This window comes from Streptomyces sp. NPDC058796 (assembly GCF_042745235.1).
GTDB lineage: Bacteria > Actinomycetota > Actinomycetes > Streptomycetales > Streptomycetaceae > Streptomyces.
Genome location: NZ_JBHYOP010000003.1, coordinates 643756 through 661339, shown reverse-complemented (window position 1 = coordinate 661339; position 17584 = coordinate 643756). Strand labels below are relative to the sequence as shown.

The window sequence follows — 17584 nt, the reverse complement described above, 5'->3', positions numbered from 1 at the left end:
CGGCGCGCACGTTGGGTGAACCGATCGGGCGGCCCGGACCGATGAAGACATGAAACACCGGCGGGGGAATGAACGCGGCGCGCGCCCGCCGCGTCTACCGAGTGACCGCACACGAGGACTGAGAGCACCGGGATGGCAGACCAGACCCACGTCCTGTTCGTGGAGGACGACGACGTCATCCGCGAGGCCACGCAGCTCGCCCTGGAGCGGGACGGCTTCGCGGTCACCGCGATGCCCGACGGGCTGTCGGGACTGGAGGCGTTCCGGGCCGACCGCCCCGACATCGCGCTCCTCGACGTCATGCTCCCCGGCCTCGACGGCGTCAGTCTGTGCCGCCGCATCCGGGACGAGTCGACCGTGCCGGTGATCATGTTGTCGGCGCGGGCGGACTCCATCGACGTGGTGCTCGGCCTGGAGGCGGGCGCCGACGACTACGTGACCAAGCCGTTCGACGGGGCCGTGCTGGTCGCCCGGATCCGTGCGGTGCTGCGCCGCTTCGGGCACGCGGGCGGCGGCGACCGGACGGACGCGGGGAGCGCCCCGGACACCGGGGGTGTGCTCACCTTCGGCGAGCTGGAGGTGGACACCGAGGGCATGGAGGTGCGGCGGGCCGGGCGGCCGGTGGCGCTCACCCCTACCGAGATGCGGCTGCTGCTGGAGTTCTCCTCGGCGCCGGGCACGGTGCTCTCCCGGGACAAGCTGCTGGAGCGCGTGTGGGACTACGGCTGGGGCGGGGACACCCGCGTCGTCGACGTCCACGTGCAGCGGCTGCGCACCAAGATCGGCCAGGACCGGATCGAGACGGTCCGCGGCTTCGGCTACAAGTTGAAGGCCTGAGCGGGGACGGCGGGACACAGGGACATGCGGGGGTTCTTCCGACGCGGGCTCGGCGTCCGCACGCTCGGCATCCGCAGTGGGCTGCGCTGGAAGCTCAGCGCGGCCATCGCGCTGGTCGGCGCGCTGGTCGCGGTCGCGCTGAGCCTGGTCGTGCACAACGCGGCGCGGGTCTCGATGCTGGACAACGCCCGTGACCTCGCGGACGACCGGGTTCTGATCGCCCAGCGCAACTACGAGCTGTCCGGGCGGCAGAACTTCCCCAACGCCAAGATCGACGACCCCGACCTGCCCCCGGAGCTGCGCCGCAAGGTCGAGGCCGGGCGGCGGGCGACGTACGTCTCGGAGCGGGACGGGGTGACGGACATCTGGGCCGCCGTGCCGCTCAAGGACGGGCACGTGATGTCCCTCCACTCCGGCTTCACCGACCGCAGCGCCGACATCCTCAAGGACCTGGACCAGGCCCTGGTCATCGGCTCCATCGCGGTCGTCCTCGGCGGCAGCGCCCTCGGCGTACTGATCGGCGGCCAGCTCTCGCGCCGGCTGCGCAAGGCCGCCGCCGCCGCGAACGAGGTCGCCAAGGGCGAGCCGGACGTGCGCGTGCGGGACGCCATCGGCGGCGTCGTCCGAGACGAGACGGACGACCTCGCGAGCGCGGTGGACGCGATGGCGGACGCCCTGCAGAAGCGGCTGGACGCCGAGCGCCGGGTCACCGCGGACATCGCGCACGAGCTGCGCACTCCGGTGACCGGGCTGCTGACGGCGGCCGAGCTGCTGCCGCCGGGGCGGCCGACCGAGCTGGTGCTGGACCGGGCGAAGGCGATGCGCACGCTGGTGGAGGACGTCCTGGAGGTGGCCCGGCTCGACGGGGCCTCGGAGCGGGCCGAGCTGCAGGACATCATGCTGGGCGCCTTCGTGACCCGGCGGGTGGCGGCCAAGGACCCGGACGTCGCCGTCCACGTGGTGCACGAGTCGGAGGTCACCACCGACCCGCGGCGCCTGGAGCGCGTGCTGTTCAACCTGCTCGCCAACGCCGCCCGGCACGGCCGTCCGCCCGTCGAGGTCAGCGTCGAGGGGCGGGTGATCCGGGTCCGCGACCACGGGCCGGGCTTCCCCGAGGACCTGCTCGCCGAGGGGCCGAGCCGCTTCCGCACCGGCGCGGCGGACCGGGCCGGGCGTGGGCACGGGCTGGGCCTGACCATCGCGGCCGGTCAGGCCCGGGTCCTGGGCGCCCGCCTCACCTTCCGCAACGTACGGCCCGCCGGGTCGCCCGAGCACGTACCGTCCGAGGGCGCGGTCGCCGTGCTCTGGCTGCCGGAGCACGCGCCGACGAACACGGGGAGCCATCCGATGCTGCCGGACCGGGTGGGCGGGGCCTAGGGATCAGCAGGCCCAGTCCCGGTCCGTGTCGAGGCCGCCCTCGCGGGGCTGGGTGAAGGAGAACCAGTTGCCGGAGTCGTCGCGGAAGAGGGCCTCCGTGCCGTACGGGCGCTCCTGCGGCTCCTGGAGGAACTCGACCCCGCGGTCCTTGAGCTTCTTGCAGTCGCCGTGGATGTCGTCGGTGGTCAGCACGCCGGCGCCGAGCGCGCCCTTGGACACCAGCTTCCTGATCATTCCGGCGGACTCGGGGTCCATCGCGGGGCCGGACGGGAGCATCAGCGTCAGTTCGACGTCGGGCTGGTTCGGCGAGCCGACGGTGAGCCAGCGCATGCCGCCCTCGCCCATGGTCATGTCGGTGCGGACCTCCAGGCCCAGCTTCTCGGTGTAGAACTCCTTGGCCCGGTCCTGGTCGAGGACCCAGACGGTCGAGATGGCGAGACCCTTGATCATGGCGTGCTCCTGCTGCTGTCCGGTGGCCTTTCCGCTTGCTCTGTCACCGTAGGCAGCGGTGGTCTCAGTCCGCTTCTCCGGAATTGCGCCGCACTCCGCCCGCCCAGTGCATGACGTAACAGCCCGGTATGAGGGCGGTGCCCCGGCCCACGTGCTTCGCCCGGTACTCGCTCGGGGTCAGGCCGGTCCACGCCTTGAACCGGGCGGAGAAGGTGCCGAGGCCGCTGAAGCCGACCAGGTGGCAGATCTCGGTCACGGACAGGTTGGCGGTGCGCAGCATGTCCTCGGCGCGCTCGATGCGGCGGCGGGTGAGGTACTGGCCGGGTGTCTCGCCGTACGTCTCCTTGAAGGCGCGCAGGAAGTGGTACCGGGAGTACCCGGCGTGTGCGGCGACCGCCTCCAGGTCGAGGGCCGGGTCGGCCCAGTCCCGGTCCATGGCGTCCTTGGCCAGCCGCAGCTGCCGCAATTTGTCCATACGCCGATGGTGGCACGGGCCACTGACACCGGCCGTCGGGTGCGCGGGCGGCGGTGTCGGAGGTCGCCCCTAGCCTTGGGCGCCATGGGGATACGGATCGACGCAGAGGTGAGCCACCCGGTCGACGACGAGGTGGAGCGGGTGCTCGGCCTGGCCGAGGCGGTCGGCGAGCCCGTCACGGTCACGTTCGTGTGGGACAGGGGCCGGCCGGGCTGCACGGGGTGCTGGTGCCCGCGGCGACGCTGGCGCTGTGGGAGCACTGGGCTGGCTGGAGGAGCAGGCCCGCAACGTCCGCCAGGGCTTCATGGACCCGAAGCAGAAGGCGGCGTTCGAGGAGTTCCTCGCCCGGCAGGCGGCGCGCGGCGACTAACGCAGCCCGTCGACGAACGCCTGCCAGGCCCGGGCCCCGACGGTGACGACCGGACCGGACGTGTTCTTGCTGTCGCGCACGGGGACGGCGCCGGTGGGGCAGTTGTCGGCCACCTCGACGCAGTCGCCGCCGGTGTTGCCGCTGTAACTGGACTTACGCCACTGGGTGTTCCTCAAGCTGGGAGCCGTGTCCATAGCGTTCCTCCATCACCCGCGTGATCAGTTCGGCCGAATCCTCCACGGAGAGGGCGGCAGCCTGCAAGCGAGCGTAACGGAGAGCGGCTTCCCTGATGGTCTCCGGATTGGCCGTCATGTGACCGGAGATGATGTCCTCCGTGTAGACGATGTCCGGGTTGTCGTCGAAGCGGAGGAAGTTGAACGAACCGGCGAGGCTGGCGTGGGCCCCCGCCTCGTTCGGCAGCACCTGCACATGCATCCACCGGTGACCGGCGAACTCCGACAGCCGTTCCAGTTGCCGCCGCATGACCTCCCGGCCGCCGATCGGCCGATGCAGTACCGCCTCGTCCAGCACCACCCAGGTCAGCGGGGGCTGCTTACGCTCCAGGATGCGCTGGCGTTCCATCCGCGCCGCCAACAGGCCTTCCAGGTCGTCCGGCATGCCGGTGGCGAGCACCGCCCGCGCGTACTCCTCCGTCTGCAACAGCCCGTAGACCAACTGCGCCTGATACGTGGAGATGTACGCCGCCTTCGCCTCCATCTCCGCGTACGGCTGGAACCACGTGGGCAGTTGGCTGCGCAGCACCAGGCCGATCAGCCGCGAGAACAGCCCGTCCGTGCCCAGCGCGGCGTCCACCCGTTCGGAGAAGTCCCGCGTCGGGACCTTCTTCGTGGTCTCGATCTGGCCGATCAGCGATCCGGTGCAGAAGATGATCTCGCCGAGCTGGCCCTGCTTGAGGCCGTGGGCCTCGCGCTGGCGGCGCAGTTCATAGCCGTAGTAGTCGAGGGGGGAAGCGGTCGGGTCGAGGGACTGGATGTTGGCCACTGCGGCACCTCACTCCGGGACTCCGGACGGCAACACCTCACGGCGTTCGTTCCTGTGCGTAGTCGAGCGTACGCAGTGCGTTGCAGTCTTGTGGCGTGAATCACGCAACCGGTCCGCAGGCGGCGGACGTTGAGAGCCAGTACCACGCCGAGTTCGCCATGGGCGCGCACTCGGCCCGCCATCTGCGCCGCGTGCTGCGGCTGTATCTCGTCCGCTCGGGCCTGCGGGACGTGGCCGACGCCGCCGAGCTGGCGCTCACGGAGCTGGTCGCCAACGTCGTACGGCACGTGCCCGGCCGCCGCTGCCGGGTGTGCTTCCTGCTGTACCCCGGCAAAGTGCGCGTGGAGGTCGCCGACGGCTGCCCGGAGCTGCCGGTGGCGGCGGCCGCCGACGTGCTGGGCGAGGGCGGGCGGGGGCTGGTGATCGTCGGGGCGGTGACCGACCGGTGGGGCGTCACGCCGTACGCCGACGGGCGGGGCAAGACGGTGTGGTTCGAGTGCGGCCGTGACTGACCGGCGTACGACGAAGGCCCCCGGGCGGCCGGAACCACCCGGGGGCCTCGGCGCAGGCGGCGCGGGCGCTCACACCGCCTCGGTCACCGGTGCCTTCGCCGCCGCCGTGTCGTCGTCCCCGTCGGCCGGGCCGTCCGCCGCCTTCGGGCCCGCGCCCTTCAGCGGGACCTCCTTCACGAAGACCGCCGCGACCAGCGCGAGGACCGCCACCGCGGCACCCAGCAGGAAGGCGCCGTGGCTTCCGGCGGACACCGCGTGCTGATAGGCGTCGCGCGCCGCCTCGGGCAGCTTGGCCAGGCTCGCCGCGTCCAGCTGCGCCGACTGCTCCGTCACCTTCGACCCCAGCGCCCCGGCCCGCTCGGCCATGACGTCCTGCACCCGGTGGTTGAAGAGCGCGCCCATGATCGCGACGCCGAAGGAGGAGCCGAGCGTGCGGAAGAGGGTGGTGGACGAGGACGCGACGCCCATGTCCTTCATCTCCACGCTGTTCTGCGCCACCAGCATGGTGATCTGCATCAGACAGCCCATGCCGAGACCGACCACGGCCATGTACACCCCGGAGGTGAAGCGGCTGGTGTCGGTGTCCATGAGGGAGAGCAGGCAGAGCCCGACGGTCATCAGCACGCCGCCCGCGATGGGGAAGATCTTGTACCGGCCGGTGTTGGTCGTCACCCGCCCCGCGACCATCGACATGACGAGCATCGCGCCCAGCATCGGCAGGAGCAGCAGTCCGGAGTTGGTGGCCGAGGCGCCCTGCACCGCCTGCTGGTACAGCGGGAGGAAGAGGGTGGCGCCGAACATCACGAAGCCGGTGATGAAGCCGATGACCGACATCAGCGTGAAGTTGCGGCTGCGGAAGATGTGCAGCGGCACGAGCGGCTCGGCGGCCTTGGTCTGCCAGAACACGAAGCCGGCCAGCGCGGCGACGCCGATGCCGATCAGCTCCATGATCCGCGCGGAGGTCCAGGCGTACTCGGTGCCGCCCCAGGTGGTGACCAGCACGATCGCGGTGATGCCGACGGTCAGCAGCGCGGCGCCGAGATAGTCGATCCGGGCCTGGCCGCGCTTCTTCGGCAGGTGCAGCACCGCGCTGACGGCGACCAGCGCTACCGCGCCGAGCGGAATGTTGATGTAGAAGGACCAGCGCCAGCCCCAGTGGTCGGTGATGGTGCCGCCGACCAGCGGCCCGCCGATCATGGCCAGCGCCATGACGCCGGCCATCATGCCCTGGTACTTGCCGCGCTCCCGGGGCGGTATGAGGTCGCCGATGATGGCCATGACGCCGACCATCAGACCGCCGGCGCCGAGGCCCTGGACGGCGCGGAAGCCGATGAGCTGCCCCATGTCCTGCGCCATGCCGCTGAGCGCGGAGCCGATCAGGAAGATGACGATGGACGTCAGGAAGACGCCCTTGCGCCCGTACAGGTCGCCGAGCTTGCCCCACAGCGGGGTGGAGGCCGCGGTCGCGAGCGTGTAGGCGGTGACGACCCAGGAGAGGTGCTCCAGGCCGCCGAGTTCGCCCACGATCGTCGGCATCGCCGTACCGATGATCATGTTGTCCAGCATCGCGAGCATCATCGCGATCATGAGCGCGAGCAGGACCACCCGCACGCTTCGCGGCTGCTTGCCGCCGCCCGTCTCGACGGCCCCTGCCGCCGGTGCGTCCGCCATCAGCCTTCACTCCCCCAGCCACCGCTGTCATTGGCTCACTTACTTGCCGACCGGCAAGTTGACTACACTCGGGAAGGTAGAGGCGTAACTAGCCGGGCGTCAAGTAAGTTTTTCGGAAAGTGCGCGGAGCGGGAGGTGCGTAGGAGGATGGGCGGCACGATGGACAGCACCAAGCAGCAGCGGCGCCGCGGGGACACCCGCCGGCGCATCCAGGACGTGGCGCTCGCACTCTTCGCCGAGCAGGGGTACGAGAAGACCTCGCTGCGCGAGATCGCCGAGCGGCTGGACGTCACCAAGGCGGCGCTCTACTACCACTTCAAGACCAAGGAAGAGATCCTGGTCAGCATCTTCGAGGGTCTGGTCCGGCCGGTGGAGGACCTGATCGAGTGGGGGCGGGAGCAGCCGCACACCCTGGAGACGAAGCAGGAGATCATCCGCCGTTACAGTGACGCGCTGGCGGCCGCGGGCCCGCTCTTCCGCTTCATGCAGGAGAACCAGGCGACCGTGCGGGACCTGCGCATCGGCGAGATGTTCAAGACCCGCATGCTCGGCCTGCGGGACATCCTGATAGACCCCGAAGCGGACCTGGCCGACCAGGTCCGCTGTGTGAGTGCGCTCTTCACGCTGCACGCCGGGATGTTCGTCCTGAACGACCTGGCGGGCGACCCCGAGGACAAGCGCGCGGCCGTCCTCGAGGTCGCCACCGATCTGGTGACTCAGGCGCACCGGGGCACTACGGGTACGTAACCCCTGGTCCTCAGACCGTCACGCCCTTGGAGCGCAGGAAGGAGACCGGGTCCACGGCCGAGCCGTAGTTCGGGGTCGTACGGATCTCGAAGTGCAGGTGCGGGCCGCTGGAGTTACCGGTGTTGCCCGACTTGGCGATGGACTGACCGGTCTTCACGATCTGGCCGGCCTTCACGTTGATCTTGGACAAGTGCGCGTACTGGGAGTACGTGCCGTTGCCGTGCTTGATCACGATCGCGTTGCCGTAGGCGGGGCCGTCGCCGGCGCCGTTGCCGCCGGCCTTGACGACGGTGCCGCCGTGGGTGGCGACGACGTTGGTGCCGATCGGCACGGCGAAGTCCTGGCCGCTGTGCTTGCTGGCCCACATGCCGCCGTTCTGGGCGAAACTGGCGGTGAGCTTGTAGTTCTTCACCGGGTCGACCCAGGAGGCGGCCTTCTTCTTGGTGGCCGTCTTCTTGGCGGCGGCGGTCTTGGCGGCGGCCTTCTCGGCCTTCGCCGCCTTGGCCTGCGCCGCGGCCTGGGCCTCGACGGCGCTAGCCGCGGTGGAGGTGCTGGAAGCCGCCGTGGTGCCGGTGGCGGCCGCGACCCCGGCTCCCAGTGCGACCGAGGCTCCGAGGCCGGCGGCCATCACCGCGGCGCGAGTGCGGAGGGTCGTACGGGAAGAACGGGACGTGACACGCGGGAACATTCGAACCTCATGGGGACGGGAACAGAGGAAAGCCCCTCCGGCGGGACGCTCGAGGCGCTCACCGGGCGGGCTCAACCTTGGTAACCCGACCACCCCAAAGCGCACAAAGGTGTGACCTACGACCCCATGTAGTACTTCAGCACGATACTTCCCACCTCTTGACACAACTCCCATTCCGGACAAAACCAGGCCAGAGGCCCGCAAGGCGGCCATCCCTTCGCGGAGATATGTCCGTTTTCGTAGTTCTTGAGGCATCCACTATTCCTCGTAGTACGCCCCAAAACCCCTGTGCGGCACATCACCGGCGGCGGTCCTCGATGCTCCCTCGAATGTGACCCGGGCTACTCCCGTCACCCTTAACCCGCCCACCGCACAAGGCGGTTCACCTAGGCTCGGAACATGGTCGACGTCACAGCACTCGGGGCCCGTGTCGCGTCCAGCGCGGTCGTTCCGCTCGTCCGCAGGCTCTTCGTCCGGGACGGCCCCGGGGCCGGGCTCGTCGACCGGCCGGTGCGGATATCGGCGCTGGTGTCCTTCCGGAGCGAGAAGCGCAGCGTCACGCCCGAAGACGTCGACAAGGTCGCCGGGGAGCTGGTCCGGCGGGCGCTGCGGGCGGCCGGTCCCGGCGAGCCGCCCATCGACGCCGACGAGGCCCGCGCCGTCCAGGACGCCCTGGCACACACCCTCGCCCGGCTCGGCGAGATCACCATCGAGGACTACGAGGCCGTCGGACTCGGCCCGGAGCGCTTCGCCCGCGAGCTGCGCACGGGCGTGCCGCTCGCCCCGTACGGCCTGGGCGAGGGCGGGACGCTCCTGTACGAGCGGCTGCTGCACACCGCGGCGCTGCACATCCTGAACTTCCTGACCCAGCGCTCCACCTACGTGGCCCGCCAGCAGACCGTCCAGACGCAGCAGCTGGCCCGGCTGGTCCGGGCCGTCGACGTGCTGCTGGAACGGCTGCCGTCCCGGTCGGCCGAGGACGCCGGATTCGAGGAGCGCTACGCGGACCACATCGCCGCCCGCTACGGCACCCTCACCATCTACGGGCTGGACGCCGGGACCCGGGAGTGGCCGCTGGACACGGCGTACCTGAGCCTGGAGGCGACCCGGCCGCACGCGGGGCGGGACGGCCGACGGGACACGGACCACCTGACCGTGGCCGCCGAGCAGGTACTGGCCGGCCAGGAGCAGGTCTTCCTCCGCGGCGCCGCCGGCTCCGGCAAGACGACCCTCGTGCAGTGGCTCGCGGTGACGGCGGCGAGCCGCGCCTACGACCACGGGCTGACCCACCTCCTCGGGCGGGTGCCCTTCGTGCTGCCGATGCGCCGGATCGTCGGGCCGGGGGCGGAGCTGCCCTTTCCCGGCGACTTCCTGCGGGCTGTGGGCGCCCCCGTGGCCGGGGAGCAGCCGCCGGGGTGGGCCGAGCGCGTCCTGCGGGCCCGGCGCGGCATGCTGCTGGTGGACGGCATCGACGAGATCGCCGGCGACCGCCGCGCCGCCGCCCGGCGCTGGCTGCGCGAGCTGGTGCGGGCCTTCCCCGGGAACCTGTGGCTGGTCACCTCACGCCCGTCGGCCGTGCCGGACGACTGGCTGGCCGCCGAGGGCTTCGGCGAGCACACCCTCGCCCGGATGTCCCAGGACGACGTCGCCACCTTCGTACGGCGCTGGCACCGCGCGGCCGGCGCGGCGGAGTCGGTCGGCGAGTCACTGCTGAGGTCCGTGCGGAGCACCTCCGAGCTGAACCGGCTGGCCACCAACCCGCTGATGTGCGGCATGCTGTGCGCCCTGCACCGCGATCGCCGCGGCTTCCTGCCGCAGGACCGCAAGTCCCTGTACGAGGCCGCCCTGACCATGCTCCTGGAGCGCCGCGACCGGGAGCGCGAACTGCCCGGGCCCGAGGGGCCGCGACTGCCGTACGCGACCCAGGTGCAGCTGCTGCAGAAGCTGGCGTGGTGGCTGATCCGCAACGGCCGCCAGGAGATGGACCGGACCGAGACCCTGCAGCTCATCGGCCGTGCGCTGCCCGCGCTGGGCCTCGCGGACACCGGCGAGGAGGACGTCTACCGCGCGCTGCTGCTGCGCTCCGGACTGCTCCGCGAGCCCGCCGAGGCACGGGTGGACTTCCTGCACCGCACGTTCCGGGACTATCTGGGTGCCCGGCTGGCCGTGCAGGAGATGGATTTCGACCTGCTGGTCAACCACGCGGAGATGGACGACTGGGAGGACGTCGTCCTGCTCGCCCTCGCGCACGCCCGGCCCAGGGAGGCGGAGTACGTGCTGAGCCGGCTGACGGAGCTGCCTCACGCGCGCGGCAGTCTGCTGGCGGCCGCCGGGCTCCAGTACGTGGCGGAAGTCGACCCGGGGGTGCGCGAGCGGGTCGAGGCCGGGCTGCTCGCGCACGTGCCGCCGAAGACCTTCGACGCGGCGCGGGAACTGGCGCGCGCCGGGGGCGACCTGGTGCTGGGCCTGCTGCCGGGACCGGAAGAGACCGACCTCGGCCTGGCGGCCCGCGTGGTGGAGACCGCCGTCGGCGTGGGCAGCGAGGCCGCGCTGCAGTTCCTGTGCCGCTTCCGGGACCACCGCAGTTCCGGCGTGCAGCAGTCCCTCGCCGCCGCCTGGCACACGTTCGACCGGGAACGGTACGCCCGCGAGGTCCTCGCCCACCTGCCCCGGCAGTGGGCCGTCGGCGTGTCCACGGTCGAGGACCTGCGCACCCTGCGCTCGCTCGGCGGCTGGGAACACATCCGCGTCCGGGGCGCCTACCGGGTCGAGGACCTGACCGAACTGATCGTCGCCGACCGGCTCCTCCACCTGACGCTGGACGCGACCCATCCGGTGGAGGGGCTGGCCTGGCTCTCGGCCTTCCCGGGCCTGCGCACCGTCACCGTGCTGTCGGACACGGACCCTGCCGTGGCCCGGCAGGTGCCGCGAGGCGTGAAGGTCCAGATCACCGCGCACGAGTCGTCCTCCCGGCCCCAGGGGTAAGCCGTATCCATGGATTCCGCCGTCCGCACGCCCTCCCAGCTCGCCGCGCCCCTCGTCCGCAGACTCTTCCGCGCCCCGGCCCGGCCGCCCGTGTTCTCCGAACCGGTCCCCGGCCTCGTCACCTGGCACGGCCGGGAGGCGTCGGCCACCCCGGACGACGTCCACCGCACCGCCGCCGACCTCGTCCACCTCGCCGCCGAGCGGCACACCGCGCCCGCCGCCGAACTGGCCGCCGTCGTCGACGTCCTGGCCCGCACTCTGCTCGCCATCGCCGAGGTGGACGTCACCGACGCCGACGCCGTGCGGCTCGGGCCACAGGGCTACGCGCGGCGCCTGCGGGGCGCGGTGCAGGGCGCGGACCGGGGACTGTCACCGGACGCCGCCTGGTTCCACGACGCGCTGCTGGTCTCCGTGTGCCTGCACGTGCTGCACCACCTGGTGGACCGCTCGCCGCATCTCCAGCGGCAGTTGCCGAGCCGGGCGAGCCGGATCGCCCAGCTGGTCGACCTCGGCGACGCGGAAGCCGCGGCCCGGCAGCCCGAACGCTCCGCCGAGGACATCGCCTTCGAGGCCGAGTACGCGCGGTGGGTGGCCCGGCGGCACGGCTGGCTGACCATCGTCGGCGTGGACTTCCCCAACGCGCCCGACCGTTGGCCGCTGGAGGAGACGTACCTGAGCCTGGAGGCGGAGGAGCGCAGCGGCGGCGTGGGCGACGAGCAGCGCACCGTGCTGCTGGCCGACCGCGCCCTGGAGGACCACGAGCGGGTGCTGCTGCGGGGCGGCGCCGGTTCGGGCAAGACGACGCTGGTGCAGTGGCTGGCGGTGGCCGCGGCCCGGGAGGGCTCCCGGGTCCCCTTCGTGCTCCCCGTGCGCCGGTTCGCCCGGGAGGGCTTCCCCGCGCCGGACGATTTCCTGCACGCGGTCCGGCACCCGCTCGCCGACCGGGCGCCGGAGGGCTGGGTGGTGCGCACGCTGCTCGCGGGCCGGGCGCTGCTGCTGGTCGACGGCATCGACGAAGCCCCCGAGAAGACACGCGGCGAGCTGCGCGACCGGCTGCGGCGGCTGCTGCGGGTCTTCTCCGGCAACGGCTGCCTGGTCACCTCCCGGCCGTCCGCCGTGTCCGACGGCTGGCTTTCGGGGGGCGGGCTGGCCGAGGAGGACTTCGTCGAGCTGTCGCTCGCGCCCATGTCGCGGGAGCAGGTGACACGGTTCATCCGCGACTGGCACTCGGCGGCCCGCCTCGACGAGCAGAGCCGGTCGCGCGGGCCGCGGGAGCGCGGCGCCCTGGACGAGTACGAGCAGCGCCTCCTGCACTCCGTACGCATCTACCGCGAGCTGCGCCAGCTCGCCACCAACCCCCTGATGTGCGGCCTGATATGCGCCCTGAACCGTGACCGGTCCGGCTCCCTGCCCAGCGGCCGCAAGGAGTTGTACGACGCCGCCCTGGAGATGCTGCTCCAGCGCCGCGACCCAGAGCGGGACGTGCTGTACGCCGATGACGTGCGGCTCCAGCAGAGCACCAGGGAACGGCTGTTGCAGAAGCTGGCCCACGCCATGCTGGAGGAGGACGCCTCCGAGCTGACCCGGGAGCGGGCGGTCGGCATCCTGGACGCCGCGCTGCCCGCCATGCCGGCCGCCCGCGCGCAGGGTGACGGCTCGAAGATCTTCGACCATCTGCTGCACCGCACCGGGCTGTTGCGGGAGCGGTCGGGCGAGTCCGTCGACTTCGTCCACCGCACCTTCCAGGACTATCTGGCCGCGAAGGAGATCGTGGCGCGGGGCCGCTTCCCCACCCTGGTCGACCACGCCCACCAGCCCGAGTGGGAGGAGGTCATCCGGATGGCCGCCGCCCACGCCCGCCCCGAGGAGTGCGCGCACTTCCTGGACCGGCTGCTCGCCGCCGCGCCCGGACTGCGCCGCCCGCAGGTCAACCACCGCCGGCTGATGGCCGCGGCCTGCCTGGAGCACGTCACCGAACTCGACCCGGCCGTGCAGCATTTGGTGCACGAACGGACGAAGAACCTGGTGCGCCCGACGACGGAGCTCGCCGCCCGGGGCCTCGGCTGGGTCGGCCCCATCGTCCTGGAGCTGCTGCCGGACCCGGGGCAGGTCCCCGACGACCGGCAGGCACTGCTGCTCGCCATCACCGCGACCCGCGTACAGGACGACGCCGCCGTCGACTACCTGGCCCGGCTGCGCTCCCGGTCCGCCCTGCCGGTCCGCGCCGAACTCGCGCGGGGCTGGCGGCACTTCGACACCGAGCGGTACGCCGACGAGATCATCGCCCACCTGGCCCCCGACGGCCTCTACTTCCCGGTCTCCGACGCCGCCGAGCTGACGGCGCTGCGCGGGCTCGGGGGGCGTCCCCGCATCCAGGTGGCCGGGGTGATGCGGGCCGAGGAACTGCTGGCGGGGCTGATACCGGACCAGCTGACCCACCTCTGGCTCAACGCGGAGCTGCCCGACACGGACCTCTCCTGGCTGTCCGGCTTCCCCCGGCTGCGGGTGCTGCGGGTCAACCCGCGGCTGCCGCGGGTGCGGAACGTGCCGGACGGGGTGGAGATCACGGCCTGACGGGGGGGGATCGCGGCCTGACGGGGGGGATCGCGGCCTGACGGGGCTCGGCAGGCCGCCGACTACTGATCAGTAACCCAATCGTTGCCGTCCCGCCACTTGTTGGGGCGAACATGCACGCGACAACTTGGTGCCGTCAGGCATCCGCGCAGGCATGAGAGGACCCAACCCCCCATGACCGAACAGAACGGACAGACCAGACAGGCCGCCACGGAGACCGGCCAGGCTCGGCGTACGTGGAAGCGCGCCGTCGGCGCCGCCGCCGTCACCGCGGCGGCCCTCTCGGTGACGGTCACGCCCGCCGTCGCCGCTCCCGGCGTCAGCACCCCCGCCGAGCAGCCGGCCGCCACCACGGTCGCCGCAGCGGCGGCCGACGTCGACTACGACACCTGGCAGCGGGACTGCCGGGCCGTGATGGACCAGGCGCTGCCCTATCTGAAGGAGCGCATCGCCGACGCCGCGCCCGGCGAGAAGCAGGCGATCGTCCTCGACATCGACAACACCTCGCTGGAGACCGACTTCGGCTTCAGCTACCCGCAGCCCGCCAACCGGCCGGTGCTGGAGGCCGCCCAGTACGCCCAGGAGCGGGGCGTCGCCCTGTTCTTCGTGACCGCCCGCCCGGGCATCATCGAGGCGCCCACCGAGTGGAATCTGGACCACGCCGGCTACGAGTCCTCCGGACTGTACGTCCGCGGCTTCCTCGACCTGTTCCGGGACGTCGCCGAGTACAAGACGGAACAGCGCGCCAAGATCGAGTCCAAGGGCTACACGATCATCGCGAACATCGGCAACAGCGCCACCGACCTGTCCGGAGGCCACGCCGAGAAGACGTTCAAGCTCCCGGACTACGGCGGCCAGCTGTCCTGATTCCTGATGCGAAAAGGGGCTGCTCCGGGACCGAAGTCCCGGAGCAGCCCCTTTTCGGGCTCACCCCGGAGGGCTACGCCTCCTTGCTCAGGTTCGGACCGGCACCGCCGGCCGCCTGCTCGATCGGCGGGACGTCGGGGAGCGCCGACTTCTCCTCACCCCGGAAGGTGAAGGTCTTGGCGTCGCCCTCGCCCTCGGTGTCCACGACCACGATGTGGCCGGGGCGCAGCTCGCCGAAGAGGATCTTCTCCGACAGCGTGTCCTCGACCTCGCGCTGGATCGTGCGGCGCAGCGGACGCGCGCCCAGCACCGGGTCGTAGCCCTTCTGGGACAGCAGCTCCTTGGCGGACTGGGAGAGCTCGATGCCCATGTCCCGGTCCTTGAGGCGCTCGTCCACCTTCTGGATCATCAGGTCGACGATCCGCAGGATGTCGTCCTGGCTGAGCTGCGGGAAGACGACCACGTCGTCGACGCGGTTGAGGAACTCGGGCCGGAAGTGCTGCTTGAGCTCGTCCTGGACCTTGTTCTTCATGCGCTCGTAGTTGGTCTTCGTGTCACCCGCGGCGGCGAAGCCGAGGTTGAAGCCCTTGGAGATGTCCCGGGTGCCGAGGTTGGTCGTCATGATGATGACCGTGTTCTTGAAGTCCACGACCCGGCCCTGGGAGTCGGTCAGGCGACCGTCCTCCAGGATCTGCAGCAGCGAGTTGAAGATGTCCGGGTGGGCCTTCTCGACCTCGTCGAAGAGGACGACGGAGAACGGCTTGCGGCGGACCTTCTCGGTCAGCTGGCCGCCCTCTTCGTAGCCCACGTAGCCGGGGGGCGATCCGAAGAGACGCGACACCGTGTGCTTCTCGCTGAACTCCGACATGTCGAGGGAGATCAGCGCGTCCTCGTCACCGAAGAGGAACTCGGCGAGGGCCTTGGACAGCTCGGTCTTACCGACACCGGACGGGCCGGCGAAGATGAACGAGCCGCCGGGGCGCTTCGGGTCCTTCAGACCGGCACGCGTACGGCGGATAGCCTTCGACAGCGCCTTGACGGCGTCGACCTGGCCGATGACCCGCTTGTGGAGCTCGTCCTCCATGCGCAGCAGGCGGGACGACTCCTCCTCCGTGAGCTTGAAGACCGGGATGCCGGTGGCGGTCGCGAGGACCTCGGCGATCAGCTCGCCGTCGACCTCGGCGACGACGTCCATGTCGCCGGCCTTCCACTCCTTCTCCCGCTTGGCCTTGGCGGCCAGGAGCTGCTTCTCCTTGTCGCGGAGGGAGGCGGCCTTCTCGAAGTCCTGCGAGTCGATCGCGGACTCCTTGTCGCGGCGCACGCCGGCGATCTTCTCGTCGAACTCGCGCAGGTCCGGCGGCGCGGTCATCCGGCGGATGCGCATCCGCGAACCGGCCTCGTCGATCAGGTCGATCGCCTTGTCCGGCAGGAAGCGGTCCGAGATGTAACGGTCGGCGAGCGTGGCCGCCTGGACCAGGGCCTCGTCCGTGATGGAGACGCGGTGGTGCGCCTCGTACCGGTCACGGAGACCCTTGAGGATCTCGATCGTGTGCGGCAGCGACGGCTCCGCGACCTGGATCGGCTGGAAGCGGCGCTCGAGGGCCGCGTCCTTCTCCAGGTGCTTGCGGTACTCGTCCAGCGTGGTCGCACCGATGGTCTGCAGCTCACCACGGGCCAGCATCGGCTTCAGGATGCTCGCGGCGTCGATGGCGCCCTCGGCGGCACCCGCACCGACCAGCGTGTGCAGCTCGTCGATGAACAGGATGATGTCGCCGCGGGTGCGGATCTCCTTGAGCACCTTCTTCAGGCGCTCCTCGAAGTCACCGCGGTAGCGGGAGCCGGCGACCAGCGCGCCGAGGTCCAGGGTGTAGAGGTGCTTGTCCTTGAGGGTCTCGGGCACCTCCCCCTTGACGATGGCCTGCGCCAGGCCCTCGACGACGGCGGTCTTGCCGACGCCGGGCTCACCGATGAGCACCGGGTTGTTCTTGGTACGGCGGGACAGCACCTGCATGACCCGCTCGATCTCCTTCTCGCGCCCGATGACCGGGTCGAGCTTGGACTCACGAGCGGCCTGGGTGAGGTTCCGGCCGAACTGGTCGAGGACCAGGGACGTGGAGGGCGTGCCCTCCGCAGGACCGCCGGCGGTGGCGGTCTCCTTGCCCTGGTAACCGGAGAGCAGCTGGATCACCTGCTGCCGCACCCGGTTCAGATCAGCGCCCAGCTTGACCAGGACCTGGGCGGCGACGCCCTCGCCCTCGCGGATCAGGCCGAGCAGAATGTGCTCCGTGCCGATGTAGTTGTGACCCAGCTGGAGGGCCTCGCGGAGCGACAGCTCCAGGACCTTCTTGGCACGGGGGGTGAAGGGGATGTGACCCGACGGGGCCTGCTGGCCCTGCCCGATGATCTCCTCCACCTGCTGGCGGACCGCCTCGAGCGAAATCCCGAGGCTCTCAAGGGCCTTGGCGGCGACACCCTCACCCTCGTGGATCAGGCCCAGGAGGATGTGCTCGGTGCCGATGTAGTTGTGGTTGAGCATCCGGGCTTCTTCCTGAGCCAGGACGACAACCCGCCGCGCGCGGTCGGTGAACCTCTCGAACATCGTTAATCGCTCCTCAGAGCGGTCAGGCAGTAAGGGGAACTTCCCCTCCCTGTCCTTCCGCAGCTTAGTCCCGCAAGCGGGGACCGCTCATTCCAACTGCCGACACCGTCGATGGCCTCCTGACCCCAGACGCCGACATCTGCCACAACCCGATGGTGCGAGACGATGTTCCCGCAGGCCAGGCACTTACCCCACTCGCCACTACGCCGATGGCGAACGTGAGGCGGCCCGATCCGCTCGTCGCCCCCTCCCACTAGGGATGTCTTACCCGCTGGGACTGACACTCCATGCCGCGCGCACCGGTTCCCTCCGCTATGGGCGAACAACCTTGCGCCTCCCTGCACCCCCGCACGCCCCCCTTTCCAGCACTCTGTGCGTACACGTCGGCACTCAGCGTAACTCGGGGGCTCTTTCGACTGTTGCACTTGGC

General features: G+C 71.0%; 14 protein-coding genes. 7 read left to right on the top strand and 7 right to left on the bottom strand.

Features of this window, described 5'->3' with window-relative positions; translation table 11 throughout:
- The first annotated feature begins 132 nt into the window (after positions 1-132).
- Both cseB and cseC read left to right on the top strand, forming a co-directional pair.
- Complete coding sequence (gene cseB, locus ACFW47_RS11755; protein WP_386288430.1) at positions 133-837, top strand: two-component system response regulator CseB; 705 nt, start codon at positions 133-135, stop codon at positions 835-837.
- A 24-nt stretch (positions 838-861) separates the two neighbouring features.
- On the top strand, positions 862-2214 hold the full coding sequence (gene cseC, locus ACFW47_RS11750) for a two-component system sensor histidine kinase CseC (RefSeq protein ID WP_386288428.1): 1353 nt from the start codon (positions 862-864) through the stop codon (positions 2212-2214).
- A gap of 3 nt (positions 2215-2217) precedes the next feature.
- Here cseC and ACFW47_RS11745 read toward each other — a convergent pair whose 3' ends face one another.
- The 4 genes from ACFW47_RS11745 to ACFW47_RS11730 form a co-directional block, all read right to left on the bottom strand.
- Positions 2218-2664, bottom strand: a complete 447-nt coding sequence (locus ACFW47_RS11745; RefSeq protein WP_386288426.1) for a VOC family protein — start codon at positions 2662-2664, stop codon at positions 2218-2220.
- A gap of 64 nt (positions 2665-2728) precedes the next feature.
- The gene (locus tag ACFW47_RS11740; protein WP_386288424.1) at positions 2729-3139 is read right to left on the bottom strand and encodes a helix-turn-helix transcriptional regulator; all 411 of its coding nucleotides are present in this window, start codon (positions 3137-3139) and stop codon (positions 2729-2731) included.
- Between the two features lie 366 nt (positions 3140-3505).
- The gene (locus tag ACFW47_RS11735) at positions 3506-3685 is read right to left on the bottom strand and encodes a DUF397 domain-containing protein (RefSeq protein ID WP_381915002.1); all 180 of its coding nucleotides are present in this window, start codon (positions 3683-3685) and stop codon (positions 3506-3508) included.
- On the bottom strand, positions 3663-4511 hold the full coding sequence (locus ACFW47_RS11730) for a helix-turn-helix transcriptional regulator (RefSeq protein ID WP_386305643.1): 849 nt from the start codon (positions 4509-4511) through the stop codon (positions 3663-3665). Before ACFW47_RS11730 ends, ACFW47_RS11735 begins: the two co-directional genes overlap by 23 nt.
- A 158-nt stretch (positions 4512-4669) precedes the next feature.
- On the opposite strand from ACFW47_RS11730, the gene ACFW47_RS11725 reads away from it, so the two are divergent.
- Positions 4670-5023 (top strand): ATP-binding protein, encoded by a 354-nt coding sequence (locus ACFW47_RS11725; protein ID WP_386288475.1) that lies wholly within the window; start codon positions 4670-4672, stop codon positions 5021-5023.
- 69 nt (positions 5024-5092) lie between these two features.
- On the opposite strand, the gene ACFW47_RS11720 is transcribed toward ACFW47_RS11725, so the two are convergent.
- Entirely contained in the window at positions 5093-6694 is a 1602-nt protein-coding gene (locus ACFW47_RS11720; RefSeq protein ID WP_386305642.1) for an MDR family MFS transporter, read from the bottom strand.
- 147 nt (positions 6695-6841) lie between these two features.
- On the opposite strand from ACFW47_RS11720, the gene ACFW47_RS11715 reads away from it, so the two are divergent.
- Positions 6842-7441, top strand: coding sequence for a TetR/AcrR family transcriptional regulator (locus tag ACFW47_RS11715; RefSeq protein ID WP_386288416.1), 600 nt, complete (start codon positions 6842-6844; stop codon positions 7439-7441).
- Positions 7442-7451: 10 nt separating this feature from the next.
- Here ACFW47_RS11715 and ACFW47_RS11710 read toward each other — a convergent pair whose 3' ends face one another.
- Entirely contained in the window at positions 7452-8129 is a 678-nt protein-coding gene (locus tag ACFW47_RS11710) for a M23 family metallopeptidase (protein ID WP_386288414.1), read from the bottom strand.
- Positions 8130-8528: 399 nt separating this feature from the next.
- Here ACFW47_RS11710 and ACFW47_RS11705 point away from each other — a divergent pair, with 399 nt between their 5' ends.
- The 3 genes from ACFW47_RS11705 (at position 8529) to ACFW47_RS11695 (ending at position 14555) form a co-directional block, all read left to right on the top strand.
- Complete coding sequence (locus ACFW47_RS11705) at positions 8529-11114, top strand: NACHT domain-containing protein (protein ID WP_386305640.1); 2586 nt, start codon at positions 8529-8531, stop codon at positions 11112-11114.
- Between the two features lie 9 nt (positions 11115-11123).
- On the top strand, positions 11124-13688 hold the full coding sequence (locus ACFW47_RS11700; RefSeq protein WP_386305639.1) for an NACHT domain-containing protein: 2565 nt from the start codon (positions 11124-11126) through the stop codon (positions 13686-13688).
- A 174-nt stretch (positions 13689-13862) separates the two neighbouring features.
- On the top strand, positions 13863-14555 hold the full coding sequence (locus ACFW47_RS11695; protein ID WP_386288408.1) for an HAD family acid phosphatase: 693 nt from the start codon (positions 13863-13865) through the stop codon (positions 14553-14555).
- Between the two features lie 73 nt (positions 14556-14628).
- Here ACFW47_RS11695 and ACFW47_RS11690 read toward each other — a convergent pair whose 3' ends face one another.
- The gene (locus tag ACFW47_RS11690) at positions 14629-17154 is read right to left on the bottom strand and encodes an ATP-dependent Clp protease ATP-binding subunit (RefSeq protein WP_386288407.1); all 2526 of its coding nucleotides are present in this window, start codon (positions 17152-17154) and stop codon (positions 14629-14631) included.
- Positions 17155-17584 lie beyond the last annotated feature (430 nt).